This window comes from Paenibacillus sp. FSL R5-0887 (assembly GCF_038002305.1).
In the GTDB taxonomy this organism is placed as follows: domain Bacteria; phylum Bacillota; class Bacilli; order Paenibacillales; family Paenibacillaceae; genus Paenibacillus_AQ; species Paenibacillus_AQ odorifer.
Genome location: NZ_JBBOCE010000001.1, coordinates 2,057,564 through 2,077,378 on the forward strand (window position 1 = coordinate 2,057,564; position 19,815 = coordinate 2,077,378).

13 protein-coding genes, 1 pseudogene and 1 other annotated feature are annotated in these 19,815 nt (G+C 42.9%); of the genes and pseudogenes, 4 read left to right on the forward strand and 10 right to left on the reverse strand.

What is annotated here, in order from left to right:
- Positions 1 to 72: 72 nt before the first annotated feature.
- From MKY14_RS09205 to MKY14_RS09220, 4 genes are all read right to left on the reverse strand, one after another.
- Positions 73 to 1,674, reverse strand: coding sequence for a hypothetical protein (locus tag MKY14_RS09205; protein ID WP_340033255.1), 1,602 nt, complete (start codon positions 1,672 to 1,674; stop codon positions 73 to 75).
- Positions 1,667 to 2,380: an ABC transporter ATP-binding protein gene (locus tag MKY14_RS09210; protein WP_036688363.1), complete on the reverse strand. Its 714-nt coding sequence runs from the start codon at positions 2,378 to 2,380 to the stop codon at positions 1,667 to 1,669. The genes MKY14_RS09205 and MKY14_RS09210 overlap by 8 nt, the downstream gene beginning before the upstream one ends.
- 1,741 nt (positions 2,381 to 4,121) lie before the next feature.
- Positions 4,122 to 5,861, reverse strand: coding sequence for an ABC transporter ATP-binding protein (locus MKY14_RS09215; protein ID WP_312148480.1), 1,740 nt, complete (start codon positions 5,859 to 5,861; stop codon positions 4,122 to 4,124).
- On the reverse strand, positions 5,858 to 7,594 hold the full coding sequence (locus tag MKY14_RS09220; RefSeq protein ID WP_076306620.1) for an ABC transporter ATP-binding protein: 1,737 nt from the start codon (positions 7,592 to 7,594) through the stop codon (positions 5,858 to 5,860). The genes MKY14_RS09215 and MKY14_RS09220 overlap by 4 nt, the downstream gene beginning before the upstream one ends.
- Positions 7,595 to 7,744: 150 nt before the next feature.
- Here MKY14_RS09220 and MKY14_RS09225 point away from each other — a divergent pair, with 150 nt between their 5' ends.
- The gene (locus MKY14_RS09225; protein ID WP_340976364.1) at positions 7,745 to 8,614 is read left to right on the forward strand and encodes a LysR family transcriptional regulator; all 870 of its coding nucleotides are present in this window, start codon (positions 7,745 to 7,747) and stop codon (positions 8,612 to 8,614) included.
- Positions 8,615 to 8,623: 9 nt separating this feature from the next.
- Here MKY14_RS09225 and metG read toward each other — a convergent pair.
- Positions 8,624 to 10,270: pseudogene (metG, locus tag MKY14_RS09230) on the reverse strand (methionine--tRNA ligase).
- A gap of 43 nt (positions 10,271 to 10,313) precedes the next feature.
- Positions 10,314 to 10,575: a binding site (T-box leader), on the reverse strand.
- A gap of 125 nt (positions 10,576 to 10,700) precedes the next feature.
- On the opposite strand from metG, the gene MKY14_RS09235 reads away from it, so the two are divergent.
- Complete coding sequence (locus tag MKY14_RS09235; RefSeq protein ID WP_076301612.1) at positions 10,701 to 11,165, forward strand: DUF4362 domain-containing protein; 465 nt, start codon at positions 10,701 to 10,703, stop codon at positions 11,163 to 11,165.
- 61 nt (positions 11,166 to 11,226) lie between these two features.
- On the opposite strand, the gene htpG is transcribed toward MKY14_RS09235, so the two are convergent.
- The gene (gene htpG / locus MKY14_RS09240) at positions 11,227 to 13,107 is read right to left on the reverse strand and encodes a molecular chaperone HtpG (protein ID WP_340976365.1); all 1,881 of its coding nucleotides are present in this window, start codon (positions 13,105 to 13,107) and stop codon (positions 11,227 to 11,229) included.
- Between the two features lie 280 nt (positions 13,108 to 13,387).
- On the opposite strand from htpG, the gene MKY14_RS09245 reads away from it, so the two are divergent.
- A complete protein-coding gene (locus MKY14_RS09245; protein ID WP_340976366.1) occupies positions 13,388 to 13,810 on the forward strand; it encodes a VOC family protein in 423 nt (140 codons plus the stop codon).
- Here MKY14_RS09245 and MKY14_RS09250 read toward each other — a convergent pair.
- On the reverse strand, positions 13,781 to 14,656 hold the full coding sequence (locus tag MKY14_RS09250) for a LysR family transcriptional regulator (RefSeq protein ID WP_076127886.1): 876 nt from the start codon (positions 14,654 to 14,656) through the stop codon (positions 13,781 to 13,783). The two genes, MKY14_RS09245 and MKY14_RS09250, sit on opposite strands and share 30 nt — an antisense overlap.
- A 121-nt stretch (positions 14,657 to 14,777) precedes the next feature.
- On the opposite strand from MKY14_RS09250, the gene dapA reads away from it, so the two are divergent.
- A complete protein-coding gene (gene dapA / locus MKY14_RS09255; RefSeq protein ID WP_076179900.1) occupies positions 14,778 to 15,674 on the forward strand; it encodes a 4-hydroxy-tetrahydrodipicolinate synthase in 897 nt (298 codons plus the stop codon).
- Positions 15,675 to 15,824: 150 nt separating this feature from the next.
- Here the strand turns inward: dapA and MKY14_RS09260 are convergent, their stop codons facing one another.
- The 3 genes from MKY14_RS09260 to MKY14_RS09270 form a co-directional block, all read right to left on the reverse strand.
- Positions 15,825 to 17,213: a DEAD/DEAH box helicase gene (locus MKY14_RS09260; protein ID WP_081383205.1), complete on the reverse strand. Its 1,389-nt coding sequence runs from the start codon at positions 17,211 to 17,213 to the stop codon at positions 15,825 to 15,827.
- Between the two features lie 862 nt (positions 17,214 to 18,075).
- Complete coding sequence (gene pduL / locus MKY14_RS09265; protein ID WP_036688383.1) at positions 18,076 to 18,648, reverse strand: phosphate propanoyltransferase; 573 nt, start codon at positions 18,646 to 18,648, stop codon at positions 18,076 to 18,078.
- Positions 18,649 to 18,786: 138 nt separating this feature from the next.
- Positions 18,787 to 19,752 carry a dipeptidase gene (locus tag MKY14_RS09270; RefSeq protein WP_076281618.1) on the reverse strand — a complete coding sequence of 322 codons (966 nt, stop codon included), beginning with the start codon at positions 19,750 to 19,752 and terminating at the stop codon, positions 18,787 to 18,789.
- Positions 19,753 to 19,815 lie beyond the last annotated feature (63 nt).

Sequence of the window (19,815 nt, forward strand, 5' to 3'; positions counted from 1 at the left end):
CACGAAAATAAATCTTGCACATAAAAAGGGCATCCCAGCAGCCAATTTCGGCTTTTGGAATGCCCTATTTTTTTAAAGAGCCCGAAATAAAAATTCTCCTGTGGACTGGATGTATCTATACATCACTCCACACGCCACTAATATCACCACACCAATCCCTAACATAACGAGATTACCATTTAGATCAGATAAAAGAAAACTCAAACCAAATGGAATCAGCAAGCTGATAAATCCTATAATCATCGCTACAAGGACTGAAGCACTTTGTTTAATTACAGAGACTTCATTGGTCCACTCTAGTTTAGGAAGCTTCAAGTTTACGATCACACCTACCATTGCGGTAAGACAAGCGTATAGGACGGGGATTATTAGCAATAACAAGCTCTCCATCCAGCCAGTGCCCAGAGAAATCATAAGAAGCACACTACTAACAATCACAATCGGCACAGTAATGGTGAGATTCACTGCGATTTTACTTAATAATATAGTTTTTGTCGGAACGGGAGCGCTTTTTAAAATCCAAATATGGTTACCTTCAAGCGAAATCGAACTCGAGGTCGTACAGCTTAATGCTACAAAGAAGGAAACAAATAGTGGCGCCAATCTGCTTAGATAATTAGAGAGTTCTGGTATCTCAATAATCTTTCCTAATTGCTCTGAGCTAACAAACAGTAAGGTGATCGCCATGACAAGTAGCATTACCATACCAATACTTGTATTTAGCACATATATAGAAGAACTGAAATAGCGGCGCAGCTCTTTTTTATACAATGTGTAAAGCGGTGAAGAGACTGCAAGTGACCTCATTTGATACTTATTCTTTGAGTAAGAAGTCGTAAGGCCTGTGTGTATTGCTTTATATTTGCTGCCAAGAATAAGGGTAAACAGCATAAAAGAAAGTAATGAAATTCCTATAAATAATAGTAATGGAGCTACCTGATACGAGCAGACAGCATCTACATACATGACCGTCAAAGGATATAAGTTAAAGATTTGATCGGCAATTTGTGTGCTCATATCCGCAATTAACTGCGGGTCATTCCCATTCATTTGGCCTGAACCTAAAATAATAACAATGATTACGGCAAAAGTCAGAATGAGACTTATTAAACGACTTCCTTTAAACCGTGAGGAGATCCAACTAATCAATGCCCCAATAATCGTTGCAGCAATGATCGGCACTAATGGGATAAATAGCAGCGTTATCATGAAAAATAAATAATACACTACTGCCGGATTTACCTTTATAGCATAAACTACACCTGCTGGCACCATCACCATCAATGAGAACAGTATATTCAGCACGTAGAGCTGAACTACACGGCTTGCTACGATATGGCTCGTTTTGATAGGCAGCGACATTACGAGATCGTAATCTTTGGAGCCAAATAATACCCCACTCGCCTTATAGATCGTTGTAAAAAATCCAATCAAGCATGTAACAGCCATCATAATCGCAAGCAGCAGCTCTGGACGGCCTATCTGTTCAAGGGTCTCTGCTATCATGAAGCTATATCCAAACGAAACCACTGCCATCATGACTATCCCTATTAAGATACCGATGCTCAGCAAAAGCATTTTTCGTCTTTCTTTCATATCTCGTGTATGCAAAGCTTTATTTAACCCAAAGGATGAGATCAGCTGAATTTTCGTCAATCTCCAGATATTAATCATGTTTTATCAACTCCAAAAACACATCTTCAAGGCTGCTGTCACCCTTCACCTCTTCTGTTTTCCCATGAGTGATCAATTCACCCGCTTTGATAATGGCGATCTTATTGCAGAGCTTCTCGGCCACGTCCAGTACATGCGTCGAAAAAAAGATCGCACTGCCCTGGCTGCAAATCTCCGCCATAATTCTCTTGAGCGTGTGTGCCGCTTTTGGATCAAGTCCCACAAAGGGTTCATCCAGAACTAGCAGCTTCGGTTTATGAATAAGCGCAGAGATAATCGCGAGTTTCTGTTTCATACCATGAGAATACGCGGAGATCAAATCCCCCAGATTAGAGGTAATCTCAAATTCATCGCTATATTTCTTTATCAGTAACTCCCGATCCGCTTTCGATACGCTAAAAAGATCACCAATAAAATTCAAGTACTGAATGCCCGTCAGATGATCGTATAAATCCGGATTATCTGGAATATACGCAGTAATCGCTTTGCAGGCTAAGGGATCTTTTTTAATGGAGTACCCACCAATCTCGATATCCCCCTCCTCAAAATCTAAAACTCCGACCACTGCTCGGATAGTCGTTGTTTTCCCTGCACCGTTATGACCGATAAAGCCGTAGATGTCACCTTTTTCGACCACCAAATTCAGATCATTTACTGCCTTCTTGCCACCCTTATAGCTTTTGGTAAAATGTTTGATTGTCAACATCTTGCCACTCCCCTTCCAATCTCATAACACTCTCAATATGCCATATTTACTGTAGCTTCGTCGTGTTCAATATACGTTTCTTATAATACGTTTAGCCCGTCCAGATAGTTCATTCGTTTGCAAATATTTTATTTTGAGATTTTCACCTCTAACGGGTGGGATAAAATTACGATTAAGTGCAACACGGTCCGTAAGGACAAACAAACTACTTTGGGGACGGTGAGATAGCTACTTGGGTGACGATGAGATAGTTAACTTTGGAACGCTAAGCGAACTACTTTGGAGACGGTTGGCTGACAGCTTTGGAACGCTAAGGCAGACTGACGATGAGCTAACTACATTGGAACACTGAGCAGACTGACGATGAGCCAACTAAATTGGAACACTGAGCAAACTACTTTCTAAGCATTCTACTCCAGAACAGTAGCAATCTACCTTTGGTCGTGGCTGCCATTGCTACGTATCGGACCGAGGCGCCCTTATTTCGCAAATTCACGCACTTTTCCACTCCGTTCGGACTCAGATGCAGCTATTGTGCCATATCCGCTCCTTTTTGCTGCAAAATCAGGCGAATAAGTGCTATGCAGTCCGTTACTTTGAAAAAAGGCACCAAAAACATCATTTAGCTGCAATACGGTCCGCAAGGCTAAACAAACTACTTTGGAACGGTAAACAAATTACTTTAGTGACGATGAGCTAACTACTTTGGAACGCTAAGCAAACGACTTTCTAAGCATTCTACTCCAGAACAGAAGCAATCTACCTTTGGTGGTGGCTGCCATTGCAACGTATCGGACCGAGGCGCCCTTATTTCGCAAATTCATGCCTTTTTCCACTCCGTTCGGACTCAGATGCAGCTATTTTGCCATATCCACTCCTTTTTCCTGCAATTTCAGCTAGATAAGCGCTATGCAGTCCGTTACCTCGAAAAAAGGCGCCAAAAACACCATTTAGCTGCAATACGGTCCGTAAGGGTAAAAAATTTCTTTGGAACGGTAAACAAATAACTTTAGTGACGATTAGATAGCTACTTTGGAACATTAAGCAGACTGACTTTGGTGACGAGGAGCTAACTACTTTCGAACGTTAAGCAAATCTTTGGTGACGATGAGATTGCTAACTTTGGAACGCTAAACAAACTACTTTAGGGACGATGATTTAACTACTTGGAACGCTAAGCAGACTGACGATGAGCTAACTAAATTGGAACGCTAAGCAAACTGTCGATGATTTAACTACATTGGAACACTGAGCAAACGACTTTCTAAGCAATCTACTCCGGATCAGAAGCAATCTACCTTTGGTGGTGGCTGCCATTACTATGTATCGGACCGAGGCGCCCTTATTTCGCAAATTCATGCCTTTTTACACATCGTTCGGACTCAGATGCAGCTATTGTGCCATATCCACTCCTTTTTCCTGCAAATTCAGCCGAATAAGTGCTATGCAGTCCGTTACCTCGAAAAAAGGCGCCAAAAACACAATTTAGCTGCAATACGGTCCGTAAGGGTAAACAATTACTTTGGAACGGTAAACAAATTACTTTAGTGACGATGAGATAGCTACTTTGGAACATTAAGCAGACTGACTTTGGTGACGAGGAGCTAACTACTTTCGAACGCTAAGCAAATCTTTGGTGACGGCGGGCTACACCCAAACCAAACCAAACAAAACTAACTCAACCAAAAAAAGCATTCACCCCCAATTTAGGGATTGAATGCTCTTTTTCTTAATGCAAAGTCTAAGCTGATGCGAACTGACTGTTATATAATCTGGCGTAATATCCACCGCTGGCTAGGAGTTGGTCATGCGTGCCACTTTCGACAATGTCTCCGTCCTTCATGAAAAGAATGAGATCCGATTCTCGAATCGTTGACAAACGGTGAGCAATTACAAAGCTGGTCCGACCAGCGATCATTTTTAGAAAAGCCTTCTGAATCCGTACCTCAGTCAGCGTATCAATACTGCTGGTGGCTTCATCCAAAATGAGCATAGGCGGATCTACGAGCATCACTCGTGCTATGGTAAGCAGCTGCTTTTGTCCTTGCGACAAATTATCTCCTGAGCCACTGATCTTTGTATCATATCCCTCAGGCAGGCGTTTAATGAAGCTATGAGCATTTGCAGCCTTAGCAGCAGCGATGACCTCTTCTTCGGTAGCCTCAGGTTTGCCGTAGGCAATGTTTTCTCTAATTGTGCCGCCAAAAAGCCAGGTGTCCTGCAACACCATCCCGAAATTACGCCGCAGACTGTCACGGGTAATCGTCTTGATATCCACGCCGTCAATCTTGATGGAACCCTTATCCACATCATAAAAACGCATAAGCAGATTAACCAGTGTGGTCTTCCCCGCTCCCGTCTGCCCTACAATTGCAACCCGGGTACCTGGTTTCACTTCCAGACTGAAATCATTAATCAGAGGACGTTCAGGATTATAAGCAAAGGATACTTTTTCAAAGGTAATCGTCCCTTGGCTTGTATTCATAATTTTGGCGTCTGTTGCATCCGCTGGTTCAGGCGAGAGGTCTAGAATGGCGAAGATCCGCTGCGCTGATGCCGTTGCCGATTGAAGCTGCGTAATCACACCTGTAATTTCATTAAACGGCTTAGCGAACAAGTTGGAGAAGATCAAAAAGCTGGACAAATCCCCTACCGTCACAAGCCCGCGAATCACCATAACACTACCGATCATCGCGATAACAGAGAAGGTAATATTATTTACTAACCGTGTTGTCGGATTGGACAAGGAACCGTAAAATTGTGATTTCACGCCAGTCTGGTACAAAGTCTCGTTTCGTTCTTCAAACTGGGTCAGTGCACGGTCTTCATAATGATAAGCTGTGACCACTTTTTGTCCGCCAATCATTTCCTCCACGTATCCGTTGAGACCGCCCAGAATTTTAGCCTGCTCCTTAAACATCTTCTGAGAGCGCATCGTAATGAATCTTGCCACAAAAAATGTAACGGGTGCTGACAGAAGAACAACTAGGGTCATTAAAGGACTAATGTACAACATAAGTACAATTGCCCCCACGATAGTGATGATCCCCGTGAGCAGTGTTGAGAAGCCTTGCAGCAGTCCATCAGAGACCGCATCCATGTCATTAACAAACCGGCTGATGCTGTCCCCTTGCGGGTGGTTATCGTGAAATTTTAACGGCAAAACATTTAATTTATCAAAAAGCTCCCGCCGTAAGTCATATACAGTCCGATAGGCAATTCGATTAGTCAGGTAGGTAAGAAGCCATCCGAAAAAGCTGCCGACAATATACACCCCTGCCAGAATCAAAAGCAGTCTAAGTACGGCGTCAAAATCAACCTCTCCCGGCCCGATCATAAAATCGATGGCGCTGCCGATGAACAGCGGGCCAATTAGACTGGCAATCACACTGAGTATTGCGCAGATTACTGCACCTATAGCTATTTTTTTATAATGCCCTGTGTATACAATAAGTCTTTTCCAAATGTTATTTTTGTTCATTGGCCCGACTCCTCACTTGATAGCTGGGACAGGCAGATTTCTTTATACTCTTCACAACCACGCATCAGCTCCTCATGGGTTCCGACACCGGCGATCCGCCCTTCCTCAAATACCATTATTTTATCCGCTTGCCTTACAGTGCTTACCCTCTGCGAGACAAGGAGTACGGTCATTTCCTGGCTGCTCTCTTTGAGAGCCTTTCGAAGTGCCGCATCTGTGGAGAAATCCAGCGCACTGGAGGAGTCATCCAAAATAAGAATCGATGGCTTTCCTACTACTGCACGAGCTATGGTTAAGCGCTGCTTTTGTCCACCGGATAAATTTAATCCCCCACGAGATACTTGCGTATTCAACCCTTCGGGTAATTTACGTATAAACTCCTCCGCTTGAGCAATAGAGGCTGCCTGCATGATTTCTTCCTCAGTTGCATCTTCCTTGCCCCAACGTATATTCTCAGCAATCGTTCCTGTAAACAGCACAGCTTTCTGCGGTACAATCCCGATCTTCTCACGAAGCTGCTGCAGCTTATAATCTCGGACATTCACACCATCCACTTTTACTTCACCTTGCACCGCATCATAAAAACGAGGGATCAAATTCACAAAAGTAGACTTACCTGAACCCGTACTGCCAATCAGGCCCACGGTCTCTCCGCGATTAATTACTAGAGATATATCCTCTAATGCCGATTCACCTGTCGTATTATACCCAAAGGATACGTGATCGAATTGTATAGCAGGGGCAGCATGGTCAGGTTCAGCAATCACAGCATTTCCTTCCTCAGACACGGAGACCTTAACACCCAGCACTTCATTTACACGATTAGCTGAGGATGAGGCTTTGGTAAAAATAATGACCAAGTTGGAGACCACTATCAGCGCCAGCAAGATTTGAGTGATGTAATTGATGAAGGCAATGATCTCCCCTTGAGACAATCGGCCCCCATCGATATGAATTCCGCCTACCCACAAAATAGCAATGATCGCCGCATTTACTACAAGTGTAGTCATCGGCCCAAGCAAAGCAGAAATCCGCGAAACCCGGATCGCTGTAGTAGTCAAATCATCGGATGAAGCATCAAAACGTTCTTTTTCTGTACGTCTTTTGGCAAAAGCACGAATCACTCGAATCCCCGATAAATTCTCACTCAGTACGAGCGCAAGGGCATCCAGCTTCTGCTGGTATTTTCGGTACAAAGGAGCACTACGGGTGATAATAAAATATAAAATAATGCCAAAAATCGGTGTTGCCGCAATTAGAATCAGCGATAATCTAAAATCCAAAATCATGGACATTAGGATAGCCCCGATACAGATAAACGGTGCACGAATAACTAGACGAATTAGCATAGCCACAGCAATTTGCAGCTGGTTTACGTCATTGGTAATCCGATTAATCAGTGTAGGTGTACCTAAGGTATCCAGCTCAGCATACGACAAAGAGGTGATATGTCTAAACATCTTATTGCGTAGTGTCGTACCGAATCCCTGTGAAGCCCGGGCTGCATAGTATTGGCATACCATGGAGCAGCCGAAGCCAAGCAGTGACATCAGCACCATTAGGCCACCCATGCGGTAAACATAGGCGCTGTCATGATTACCAACCCCGTTGTTGATGATCAATGCGACAATGGTAGGCAAAATCAGCTCCAGAATCGCTTCCATCAGTTTGAAGATCGGTCCAATGATCGCTTCTTTTTTGTACGGCTTTAAATATACTGCAATTTTGAACAAATTCATCCACACCCAACATAAGAAGTATTTAACCACTTGAAATATGTATAAGAACAGTTATGATTATGGCATATCTACTCACATATTAATAATATTGGATTCGTATCGCTCCCATACGATTAGCATATCTCAAGTTCGGAGGATTTTTATATGGATATTAGACAACTTAAATATTTTATGGCGATAGCTGAGGAAGGACAGATTACATCTGCAGCCAAAAAACTGCAAATGGCCCAGCCTCCGCTGAGCCAGCAGCTAAAGCTCCTAGAGGAAGAACTCGGTGTAAAGCTAGTGGAACGGGGTCCACGCAGCGTGCAGCTCACTGAAGCTGGAGCCATATTGCGGGACCGTGCCCAACAAATCCTGGAGCTGGCAGATTCCACTGCCCGTGAGCTCACTGATTTTGTCAAAGGTTTAAAAGGAACCCTAGCCATTGGTACAGTTTCCTCCTCTGGAGCTACGTTGCTTCAAGATCGGCTATGTGAGTTCCACAAAACGTATAAAGGTGTGAAATTTGAGATTCATGAAGGAAATACCTTTAGAATCATTGACCTCCTGAATAAAGGTATTGTCGAAGTCGGAATTGTTAGGACACCCTTTAATGGTACAAATTTAGAATGTCTTTACACACAAGCTGAACCTATGATTGCCGTAATGACACCTGAGTATGACTGGAAAACGGATGAAACCTTTATTGAGATCGGTGAGCTAAAGGATAAGCCACTTATTATCTACCGCCGTTTTGAGCAGCTTATCCGGGAAACATGTCTTGAGAACGGCTTTGATCCGCTGATTTTCTGTATGAATGATGATGCTAGAACAACATTGCTCTGGGCAAACGCTGGTCTTGGCATCGGAATCATCCCCAAATCCGCTTTCGAATTAACGAGTAACCATAATTTGATCTATAAAGAAATCAGTAGTGAATCACTACGCACGCGGGTCGCCGCCGTCTGGATTAAGGATAAATACTTATCATCATTGGCTTCCAAGTTTATTGAAAGCTTCAGGAATGGATAAATACCAGCTCTATTTATTCACTTGCTGTTGATCTAGCCTATCCTCTTCTTCTTTAATACGGCTAATATCAATTCGTTCAAACAATAATTGTAAATCAGTAACCTGTTGGTAAGGGTGCACCGAGCAAGGCTGCCAATTCGGTAGTTCTAACGACAGGAACCCCCTGATCTTGTCACAAGAGAACGGTAGAAACGGATGCAACAAATTCGCTAAGTTCGCAATAATCTGCACACATGTGTATATTGCAGAATCACAAGAAACCTGATCCTCTTTTATCTGTATCCATGGTTTTTGCAGATCGAAATACTGGTTTGCCTTGCGCACATAAGAAAAAATAAACTCCAGCGCATCTTTTAGATTCCCAGCCTCAATAAGCCGTCCTGATTCCAGATACAAGAGGTCAATATTGTCCTTCCACCCCTTATCTAATTGCCCATTTGGCACTTTCCCTTCATAAAACTTATCTATAAAAGCCAATGAACGGTTCACAAAGTTACCAAATGCTCCAAGCAGCTCTCCATTATGGCTATAAATAAACTCTCTCCAGGAAAAATCCGTGTCCCGCTTCTCAGGTCCATTGGCAATTAAGAAATAACGAATAGAATCTGGCTGATACCGCTCTAAAATATCAGGTACCCAGACCGCCCAATTTCGGCTAGTGGAGAATTTCTGCCCTTCAAGGGTTAAATATTCGCTAGATATAATCCTGTCCGGTAAATGCAGACCTCCTGCTCCTAATAACACAGCCGGCCATATTAAAGTGTGAAAAGGAATATTGTCTTTACCATGCACATAATAAGCGGTAATCGCCCCTTTTTCCTCTAACCAAAAATCCTCCCAGTTTCCTCCGGACTGTGCAGCCCACTGCTTACTGGCTGATAAATAACCACTTACCGCCTCAATCCAAACATAAATTTTTTTATCTTCAAATCCAGCCACAGGAACATCTACACCCCAAGACAAGTCTCTTGTTACCGCGCGGTCCTGCAGCTCTTCTTGTAAATAACGTTTGGTCAGTTTTATAGCGTTTTCTCTCCAAAATTGTGCTTCCTCTACATATTCCGTTAATTCAGACTGAAAATTAGATAAGCTAAGATAATAATGTTCTGTCGGCCTTTCTGTTGGTGTATTCCCACATAATTTGCAGACTCTGTCTAACAAATCGGCAGGATCTAGAATCGTAGAACAATAATCACATTGATCCCCTCGCGCCCGCTCACCACATACCGGACAAGTCCCTTCCACATATCTGTCTGGCAAAAAGCGCTGATCCACCTCGCAGTAACATTGAGCAATGGTTTTTTTTTATAAATGACCATTCTCTAGCAGCTTTGTAAACAACGCTTGCACAACCTTATGATGCTGCTGTTGATCCGTTCGAGTATATAGATCATAACTAAATCCCAGCTGTTCAAAACACTTCAGAAACTCTTCATGATATCTGCTTGCAAAAGCTCCCGGCGTAATCCCTTCATTCGCAGCCTGAACTGCTACGGGTGTGCCATGGCAATCACTGCCTGATACATATAATACGTTATCCCCTTTGGAGCGAAAATATCGTGCCAGCACATCCCCAGGCAACACACTTGATAATCTCCCCAGATGTAAAGATCCATTCGCATACGGCCAAGCGCCACCTATAAACACATTACTCATTAACCTTCTCCTCCTTTTTTTAGACAACAAAAAACTCCCATCCACAAAGGACGAGAGTTCTACTCACGTGTTACCACCTAATTTTATAAATGCCTCATGACATTTACCTCTTCAGGTACGACGTTAATTAACGTTTATACCCTAGCACTGTAACGGATGCAGGTTCCGGCGCAGCCTACAACCCATAAGGTTTCGATGCGCAGCTCTGAGACCATATTCCCAAGGGTTTTCTTTACTCCTTTTCAGCGACCGGAGCTCTCTGTTGAAAGAATTGCCGTGGTACTCTTTCTCTTCTTTGCTTTTACATATTCAAGTTAGAGAAAATAATACTCAATTTGTTGTTTATTGTCAATGTGAAACATCAAGCTCTCTGTAACTTTTCCAGTTAATCTCCGTCTTTTATATAAATACGTTACAAGGAGGTCCCTCAGTGAAAAAAGTAAATTTGCTTACACTCTCTGTTCTTTTACTAGCAGGAGTATGGGGTTGTTCCGATAATAAAGTTAATTCTGTTCCCAAAAGTGAACCCTATACTTCCAAAGAAGCCATCAGTAGAGGGGATATTGTTTCTTTTGAAAAAGTGTACAACCTCGATAAATTCGAGAAATTTATAACTAATCTCTCCAGCAAAAAAGCAGACAATATACGCGTTACAAGTTACACAGATGAAGGCGATCCCATATTTAAGGATTTAAAATTTGACGGTAACGTGATTAATTACAGCTATGATACTTCTAATGATGCATTTGGTGGAAGCAACACAGGAGTCAGAACCGATACCTGCTCCGAAGTGACGAGTAAAAAAAGCACACAAGGTGAAATTATCTATTCGATCAGCGGTTGCACAAATAATGACTCTGAAATTGATTACTACCTTTTTCGCACAACAAAATGAAATACTGAAATAAAAAAGACCACCCAATCATAATACAATTGGATGGTCTCTGTACTTCATATTATTTCATGATTTTGCAAATATCATTGGTGAACTGAACAGGATCACTAACCTGTAGACCTTCGATCAACAGGGCTTGGTTGTACAGCAGGTTCGTGTATAAACCGAGCTTTTCTTTGTCGTTCTCTGCTGCCGCCTTCAAGGACTGGAACACTTCGTGATGGATGTTGATTTCGAGTACCTTATCCGCTTGCACCTCTTGGCCATTCGGCATCGATTTCAGGATTTTTTCCATCTCGATTGTCAGTTCACCTTCAGCAGAGAGACATACCGGATGAGTCTTTAAACGTTTGGAAGCTTTGACATTTTTCACTTTGCCGGACAGGATGTCCTTCATCGCTTCAAAAAGCTCCTTGTTTTCGTTCTCTTCCGCTTCCGTTGGCTTGTCCGCTTCGTCGGCTTCGATCCCCAGATCTCCGCTGGATACGGATTTAAATTCTTTTTCCTTATAAGACTGAATCATCTTGATCGCAAATTCATCAATATCATCAGTGAAGTAGAGAATTTCATACCCTTTATCCGATACAAGCTCGGTTTGCGGGAGCTTCTCGATTCTGTCGATCGACTCTCCGGAAGCATAGTAGATATATTTCTGATCTTCTGGCATTCTTGAGACGTATTCGTCCAGCGTAACCAGCTTCTTCTCCTTAGAGGAGTAGAACATCAACAAATCTTGAAGGGTGTCTTTGTGCATCCCATAATCGTTATAGACACCAAACTTAAGCTGTCTGCCAAAAGCATTATAGAACTGCTCATATTTCTCTCTTTCATCCTTCAGCAGGCTTTGCAGTTGGCTTTTCACTTTATTCTTAATGTTCTTAGCGATCAGAGTCAGCTGACGGTCATGCTGGAGCATCTCTCTGGAAATGTTCAAGGAAAGATCCTCTGAGTCCACCATACCTTTTACAAAGCTGAAGTAATCAGGCAGCAGATCCGCACATTTGTTCATAATCAGCACACCATTGGAATAGAGCTCAAGACCTTTTTCATATTCCTTTGTGTAATAGTCAAACGGCGTATTTTCTGGAATGAACAGGATTGCATTGTACACTACAGCACCATCAGCACTGATATGAATATGTTTAAGCGGCTTATCGAAGCCGTAACGTTTCTCTGCATAGAAGTTATCATAGTCTTCTGTAGTCAGCTCGCTTTTGTTCTTGCGCCAGATAGGCACCATGCTGTTTACGGTTTGTTCTTGAATAACTTCTTCGAACTCGTTCTCCGTGCCTTCTTTTGGCTTTTGCTCCTTCACGTCCATTTTAATTGGGAAACGAATGAAGTCGGAGTATTTTTTAATGATGGATTTCAGGCGGTATTCTTCCAAATATTCATCATATTGATCTTCTTCCGTATTCTCTTTAATCTTCAAAATCACATCAGTGCCGACAGAATCCTTCTCGACAGTCTCGATGGTATAGCCCTCAGCGCCCTTAGACTCCCATTTAAAGGCCTCGTCACTGCCTAATGCCTTACTGATCACTATAACGTCATCAGCCACCATAAACGCAGCGTAGAAGCCCACCCCGAACTGCCCGATGATGTTGTGGCCATCTTTAGCTTCGTTCTCTTTCTTAAAAGCAAGAGATCCACTCTTCGCGATTGTACCTAAGTTATTCTCCAGCTCCTCTTGTGTCATCCCGATACCTGTATCGGAAATCGTCAAGGTTCTGTTCGCCTTATCGGCGGTCACTTTAATATAATAATCCTCTTTATTGAAGACCAGGCCTTCATCAGCTAATGCTTTGTAATAGATCTTATCAATCGCATCACTTGCATTGGAAATCAGCTCACGCAGGAATATTTCCCGTTGTGTATAAATGGAGTTAATCATCATTTCCAGCAATCTTTTCGATTCGGCTTTAAACTCTTTTTTGGCCATGAATAAATAAATCTCCTTTCAAAATAACCTTCTTATCCAGCACATCGTGATTAGCACTCTTCTTAGATGAGTGCTAATTCTTCTTTTTATATAACATAAACTCATTTTCAATGTCAATATTTACAGCGACTTTCATTAAATAAAGCTGTATTTTGCATACAAATTTAGGATTTGATCGATAAATAACAATCAACTTGCACATAGGATGATTCTATGTTTTAAATAGATTAGATACATAAATTACAAATAAAGGTCTAGCATCTTCTCTGGAGGGATTCAAATGCATGAACAAGCACAGTCCATTGTAAATTCTTCAGCAACAAGTCCCATTAAGAATTTGATTGGCAGTGTATTTATCCCCGTACACGATATTGAAAAAGCCCGTAACTGGTATTGCCAAGTCCTAGGACTCCAAGAAGCAGATCATTCGATTATAAACGGTCATTTATGTCCGTTAACTATGCAAGGAAGCACTGGGATCATTCTGGACACCATGCCCATGTGGGGAGGTTTAGAGCCTGAAGGGGCTCCTCCAATTACAACACCTGCTCTTATGCTTATAACCGATGATCTGCAAACCTCTTTCAACTATATAAAGGAGCTCGGTGTAGATATAGTAACCGAAATTCAAGATCAAAAATGGTTTGTAGTAAAAGACCCTGATGGGAATAAACTAATGATTTGCAAACAGCATTTGGATTAAAAATTGCAGTGGTTGTGATTTCCACTTCTTAGGGTGCATCAGAAGCTGCAGATCAAAGTGAATTTCGGGATGAACAAAGGACAGCTCAGCCAAGCTTCCCCGTTCAATTTCTTCCTCTGCCACGATTTTTGGTAACAAAGCAATTCCAAGACCATTCATTACACAACGTTTAATGGCCTCCAGATTCGAAAGCTCAAAACCTATGCGGAATATGATCCCGTGCTCTTTTAACAAATTCTCGAACAAACTCCGGTAAATACAGCTTTCCTCCGAGACTATTAGCTCACAGTTATTCAGATCCTGTAGGGTTACCGTATCCATCTGGGCAAGCGGATGATGAATGGGAGCTATCAAAACAAGTGGCTCATCTCTGACGATCGTACGCTCAAGGATGGAATCCGCAGTGGTGCGATCCAACATTAAGCCTAGATCTACTTCGCCATCTTTTATTTTGGCAAGAAGATTAGCTTCCTGCATCGTTTGCAGATGAATATCCAGCTTCGGAAATTTAGTCCTTAGCTGCTGCAGGTAAGGAGGTAAATAAAAGGCCGCTAAAGAATCTATTGTCCCAATAGTTAACGTACCTCCGATTTGCTGGGCGATGGTTTCTTTTGAACGATCATATAAATCCAAAATCTCCACGAACAGCTTCAATAACTCTTCTCCTGGCGGGGTAAGCCGCAGCTGACGGCCATGCCTCTCTATTAAAGGTACTCCATATTCCTTCTCTATCTTCTGTATCTGCATCGTCACACTTGATTGTGCATATCCCAATTCTTCAGCAGCTCGCGTAAAGCTCTGACGTTTAGCCACCTCGCGGAAGGTTCGTAAATAGGTTAAATCCATTACCTCACCCTAACATCAATATTTTTGATGATCCATATCATTTATTATAGCTAACGACGATGCTACTTTCCATGGTAAAGTGTATGTAGAGGAATTAAAATATTTTGGAGGCCGATAATTTATGCTTACAGAACAACAGATTTATGGAGTTTATGTCCCCGTGGTCACCCCGTTCAATGCTGCTGGTGAAGTTGATTTGGATTCGTATCAGCGTTATGTAAAGAACATTATTAACAACAGCATACAAGGTCTGGTCGTTAATGGAACCACCGGAGAATCGCCCACTGTAACCGTAAATGAAATGCAGCTTCTAGTAAACACTTCCCGTGAGCTTCTACAATCCACATCAATCCCCTTAGTAGTTGGTACAGGTACCAATGATACAGCCTCTACGGTTGCACGCACGGAAATTGCTGCAAACCTTGGTGCTGATTGTGCACTAGTAGTCGTACCTTATTATAGTCGTCCTTCACAAGAGGGTATCATTGCCCATTTCCGCAAAGCAGCAGAAGTAGGCATACCAATCATGGCTTATGATATTCCAAGTCGTACAGGTACGGCCATGACGGTAGATACTGCACGTACAATCCTAGAAATGAATAATGTTGTCGGTTTAAAAGACTGCTCAGGCAGTACAAAAATGGTTACAGAGTTAGTCCGTACAGGTGCTAAACCTGTGCTTGGCGGCGATGATTCCCTCTTTTATGAAATGCTTAGCTGCGGAGCAGCTGGGGGGATGCTCGCTACTGCCAACGTTTTCCCGGCAGAATGCCTTCGTATCTTTGAAGCCTTTACATCTGGTCAAGTGGACTTCGCTAAAGAAAGCTTTGAACAACTACTGCCGATCATCCGCCTATTGTTCAAGGAATCGAATCCCGCTCCAATTAAATGGATGCTTAGCCAAAACGGCCTACTGTCCTCGGATACGCTTCGCCTCCCTATGACTTCCATCAGCGCAGGACTTCAGCAAGAACTGAGCCCCTATGTTCAGGACAATACAATTGAAGCAACCGCATAAATGATATAACAACAGCCGTTGTACAGTGAGGAACTGTTTAGCGGCTGTTTTTTGTTGTAAATTATCAGGAAATAAAACATAAGAAACCATCAGATTTACTCTGACGGTTTTTTTTATTTTGCTATAGAAACGATACGCATTCAAACTAACTTATCTGCTGCTCGTTTTTTGTCTTCCTTTTGTGAACCACTCGGACTTTGGCTTCAATGGAGGGTTAGACTTAGGTTTTGCTTTAGCTGGTTTAGATGCCGCTGATTTTGTTGCTGCCGGTTTTGTTGCCGCAGGTTTAGCAGTTGCTGGTTTGGAATTCGACGGTCTGGAAGACGATGGTCTCGAAGCTGCTGCTTTCGAACCTGACGGTTTCGCCGAACGATCTGTCTTCATTTGCGTTTTACGAGACATCGGATACGGATGGTCCTTAACTTCCGGAATCGATTTTCCAATCAATTTTTCAATATCTTTAAGGAAAGGAAGCTCTTCAGCTTCGCAAAAAGAAATTGCCGTTCCGCTCAATCCCGCTCTGCCTGTACGACCGATCCGGTGCACATAGGTTTCCGGAATGTTCGGTAAGTTGAAGTTGATTACGTGAGACAGCTCATCAATATCAATTCCCCGGGCAGCTATATCCGTAGCTACGAGAACACGAGTCGCACCGCTTTTAAAATTTCGCAAAGCGTTCTGGCGATCATTTTGAGATTTATTGCCGTGTATGGCTTGAGCAGCAATGTTCACTTTAGCCAGATCGCGGGTAACACGGTCTGCACCACGTTTGGTACGAGTAAACACCAATGCTGAGACGATGGATTTATCCTGTAACAGCAGGTTCAATTGGTTTTGCTTATTTCCGTTCTCTAATAAATAGATCGATTGATTGATTCTATCCGCAGTAGATGACACGGGTGTGATTTCTACCTTCACTGGATTCACAAGCAATGTTTTGATCAATTTAGAAATCTCAGTTGGCATCGTTGCCGAGAAAAACAGAGTTTGCTTCTTCGTAGGCATTTTGGCGATGATTCGTTTCACATCATGAATAAAGCCCATATCCAGCATCCGGTCAGCTTCATCCAGAACTAAAATTTGTACATATTGCAGATCTACACGTTTCTGATTGATCAGGTCGATAAGTCTACCAGGGGTAGCAATAAGAATATCGGCACCTTGATTCAGTGCGCGCTCTTGCACTTTCTGTGACACACCGCCAACAATGGCAGCAGAGCGGATATCTGTATATTGGCTATACGCTTTTATGTTATCAGCAATTTGAATCGCTAGTTCTCTTGTCGGTGTTAAAATCAACGAGCGAATGCGTCGCACATTATTGGATTTGTTTGGGCTCGATTGTTCGCTTAGCAATTGAATAATAGGCACGGAAAATGCAGCTGTTTTTCCTGTTCCCGTTTGCGCGCATCCAAGTAAATCTCTACCCGCTAATACAGCTGGAATCGACTGCTCCTGTATTGGTGTAGGTGATGTATAGTTTTCTTTGCTTAAAGCCTTCAAAATTGCAGGCACAATATTCAGTTCATTAAATGTCATTGGGTCTCCTTAATTTCTAATACATATATTCTTAACAATAAATCCTTTTGTCACGTCATAAACCATAATCATAACACAATAAGTTACATAATAATAGATTTTCTTTATCATCACACCAATTTTCATTAATAATCCATTTCAGGATACTATCCGTTCTGCTCTTACAAAAATATTTTTACTAACCGTAAAATACTCCTCCTCAATTTATCCTGCGGCGTATCTTTTGTTGAGCCTGTTGATCCTGCTGAGCCTGCTGAGACTGTTGAGACTGTTGAGCCTGCTGAGTCTGCTGAGACTGTTGAGCCTGTTGAGCCTGTTGAGCCTGGAGACTGCTGAGCCATCGGACTCAGACGCCCTTATTTTGAAAATTCGTGGATTTTGGACATGCTATCGGACTCAGATGCAGTTATTCACACCTTCGAAGCCCAATTCAGTACAAATATAAGGCAATAAGAGCTATGCAGTCCGAAACCTTGGCAAAATAGATCAAAATGCTGAAATAGCTGCAATACAGTCCGATAAGTACAAGCCGTCGGGTAAACCACGCAATCCTTACAGCACGTAGATCAGACACGCATTCCTTATAGCACACAGATCAACCACACAATCCTTACAGCACGCCGATCAGACACACAATCCTTACAGCACGCCGATCAGACACGCAATCCTTACAGCACGCCGAGCAGACACGCAATCCTTATAGCACGCAGATCAGACACGCATTCCTTAAAGCACACAGATCAGCCACACAATCCTTACAGCACGCCGATCAGCCACGCAATCCTTACAGCACGCCGATCAGACACGCAAAAAAAGCGGAGGATTTCTCCCCCGCTTCTTATCTTTGCTATAACTATGATGACTATTCTACGATTTCAGCAGTATCGCCGTTGTTGGCACCTGCAGCGTTAGCTTCGTCAGTGTCAATATGCATATCCAGTTTAAAGCTGTCTGATACGCGTGCAATTACGTTCTCCAATACGAGACCACGGTCGCCTCCGAGGCGAACTTTAAGCAATTGCTTATCAGCAATGCCCCAAGCTTCAGCTTCAGAAGTATGGAAGTGAATGTGACGAGCGGCGATGATAACGCCTTGTTCCAATTCTACTTCGCCAGCAGGTCCTTTAAGCGTAATGCCAGGTGTTCCATCAATATTTCCAGATTCGCGAACTGGAGCTTTCACGCCAAGTGCGAAGGAGTCAGTACGGGAAATTTCTAATTGGGAAGCCGGACGAGCAGGTCCCAAAATTCTTACTTTGTCAAATTTACCTTTGCTGCCGATAACTGCTACTTGCTCATTTGCTGCAAACTGTCCTGGTTGAGAGAGGGGTTTGAACTCCGTTAGTTGATATCCTGGGCCAAACAAAGCCTCCACATGCTCTTGCGTAAGGTGAATATGTCTAGCCGACACACCTACGGGTACAGTCTTACTCATAGTAAAGTCACTCCTTGTATTTTCTCTAGTATCTGTACAAGCCATTAACCATTATACATCTTCTTAACCAAAAATAAAAAGCCCCACATCATAACGAGGGCCTTTTTTTCGACAATTCATACTTTTAGAGCAGGATTGTCATGATTTAGACACCTGAGAAGGTAAGTTTGTGCGCAGGTAGGAGACCGCATTCTCATATAACCAACCTTTTACGGAAGCTTCTGGATAGTAACGAAGCAGGTGCTCCGCGAGCTCAGGGTATTTTCCCGGATGCTCCATGTTCTCTACCCAAGTGTCAATGCCGTCAAAATCCGAACCAAACATCATATGTTTCTCGCCACCCAGACTACATACATGATCAATATGCTTTAATAAATCATCCATACGAGCTTTTCCATCATCACATACAAACCACGGATAAAAGGTCAGGCCCATTCTTCCGTCCATTGCAATCAAAGCTTTAATCTGTTCATCATTTAAATTTCTAACATGCCCACAGATTGCTGCGGCGTTCGAATGGGAAGCTATAAACGGACGTGTGCTTAAGTCGGCTAGCTCCCAAAAACCTGCCTGAGACAAATGCGACACATCAAGCAGCATTCCACTGTCGTTGCACCATTCGATCAGCATTCGCCCTTTTTCCGTAAATCCGCCGTTGCGCTGCTCCAGTACACCATCCGCTGCCCAATTAGCATAATTCCAAGTGATTCCCAAAAACCGCACGCCAAGCTCAAAACAGAGCTGTGCATAAAACAAGTTCCCTTCTAGACCGTCTACACCCTCCAGAGAGAGCATTCCCCATGCAGATGCTCCAGTTGTTCGTTTTCCTACCTCCTCCTTCCAACGCAGCCACTGAAGGCTCTCTGCGCCTATTATTTTTTGCCGGAACAAATCAATTTGTCCTAAAACATTCTCAAAGCTAGGTCTTCCTCTACTTGCCGAAAGGTATATTGCAAAAATCTGCAATTCCACACCGCCCGCTACCAGCCGCTCTCCGGTAACATCCAGCCGAGGATCATTCTTAAAATCCATATCTGGTGATGCTTGCATTTTACTCAGCACATCACAATGAAAATCCGCAACCTGTAGCTTATCGGTTCTCATCCCAAGCCCTCGCTTTCATGCAGCCCTATTCCAGATTCTATGCTTAAAAACGCCAGACTATAT

Bases quoted from the DNA above. Each gene is read 5' to 3' on its own strand.
- MKY14_RS09205 (WP_340033255.1), bottom strand. From the start codon at position 1,674: ATGATTAATATCTGGAGATTGACGAAAATTCAGCTGATCTCATCCTTT.
- MKY14_RS09210 (WP_036688363.1), bottom strand. From the start codon at position 2,380: ATGTTGACAATCAAACATTTTACCAAAAGCTATAAGGGTGGCAAGAAG.
- MKY14_RS09215 (WP_312148480.1), bottom strand. From the start codon at position 5,861: ATGAACAAAAATAACATTTGGAAAAGACTTATTGTATACACAGGGCAT.
- MKY14_RS09225 (WP_340976364.1), top strand. From the start codon at position 7,745: ATGGATATTAGACAACTTAAATATTTTATGGCGATAGCTGAGGAAGGA.
- htpG (WP_340976365.1), bottom strand. From the start codon at position 13,107: ATGGCCAAAAAAGAGTTTAAAGCCGAATCGAAAAGATTGCTGGAAATG.
- MKY14_RS09245 (WP_340976366.1), top strand. From the start codon at position 13,388: ATGCATGAACAAGCACAGTCCATTGTAAATTCTTCAGCAACAAGTCCC.
- MKY14_RS09250 (WP_076127886.1), bottom strand. From the start codon at position 14,656: ATGGATTTAACCTATTTACGAACCTTCCGCGAGGTGGCTAAACGTCAG.
- dapA (WP_076179900.1), top strand. From the start codon at position 14,778: ATGCTTACAGAACAACAGATTTATGGAGTTTATGTCCCCGTGGTCACC.
- MKY14_RS09260 (WP_081383205.1), bottom strand. From the start codon at position 17,213: ATGACATTTAATGAACTGAATATTGTGCCTGCAATTTTGAAGGCTTTA.
- pduL (WP_036688383.1), bottom strand. From the start codon at position 18,648: ATGAGTAAGACTGTACCCGTAGGTGTGTCGGCTAGACATATTCACCTT.
- MKY14_RS09270 (WP_076281618.1), bottom strand. From the start codon at position 19,752: ATGAGAACCGATAAGCTACAGGTTGCGGATTTTCATTGTGATGTGCTG.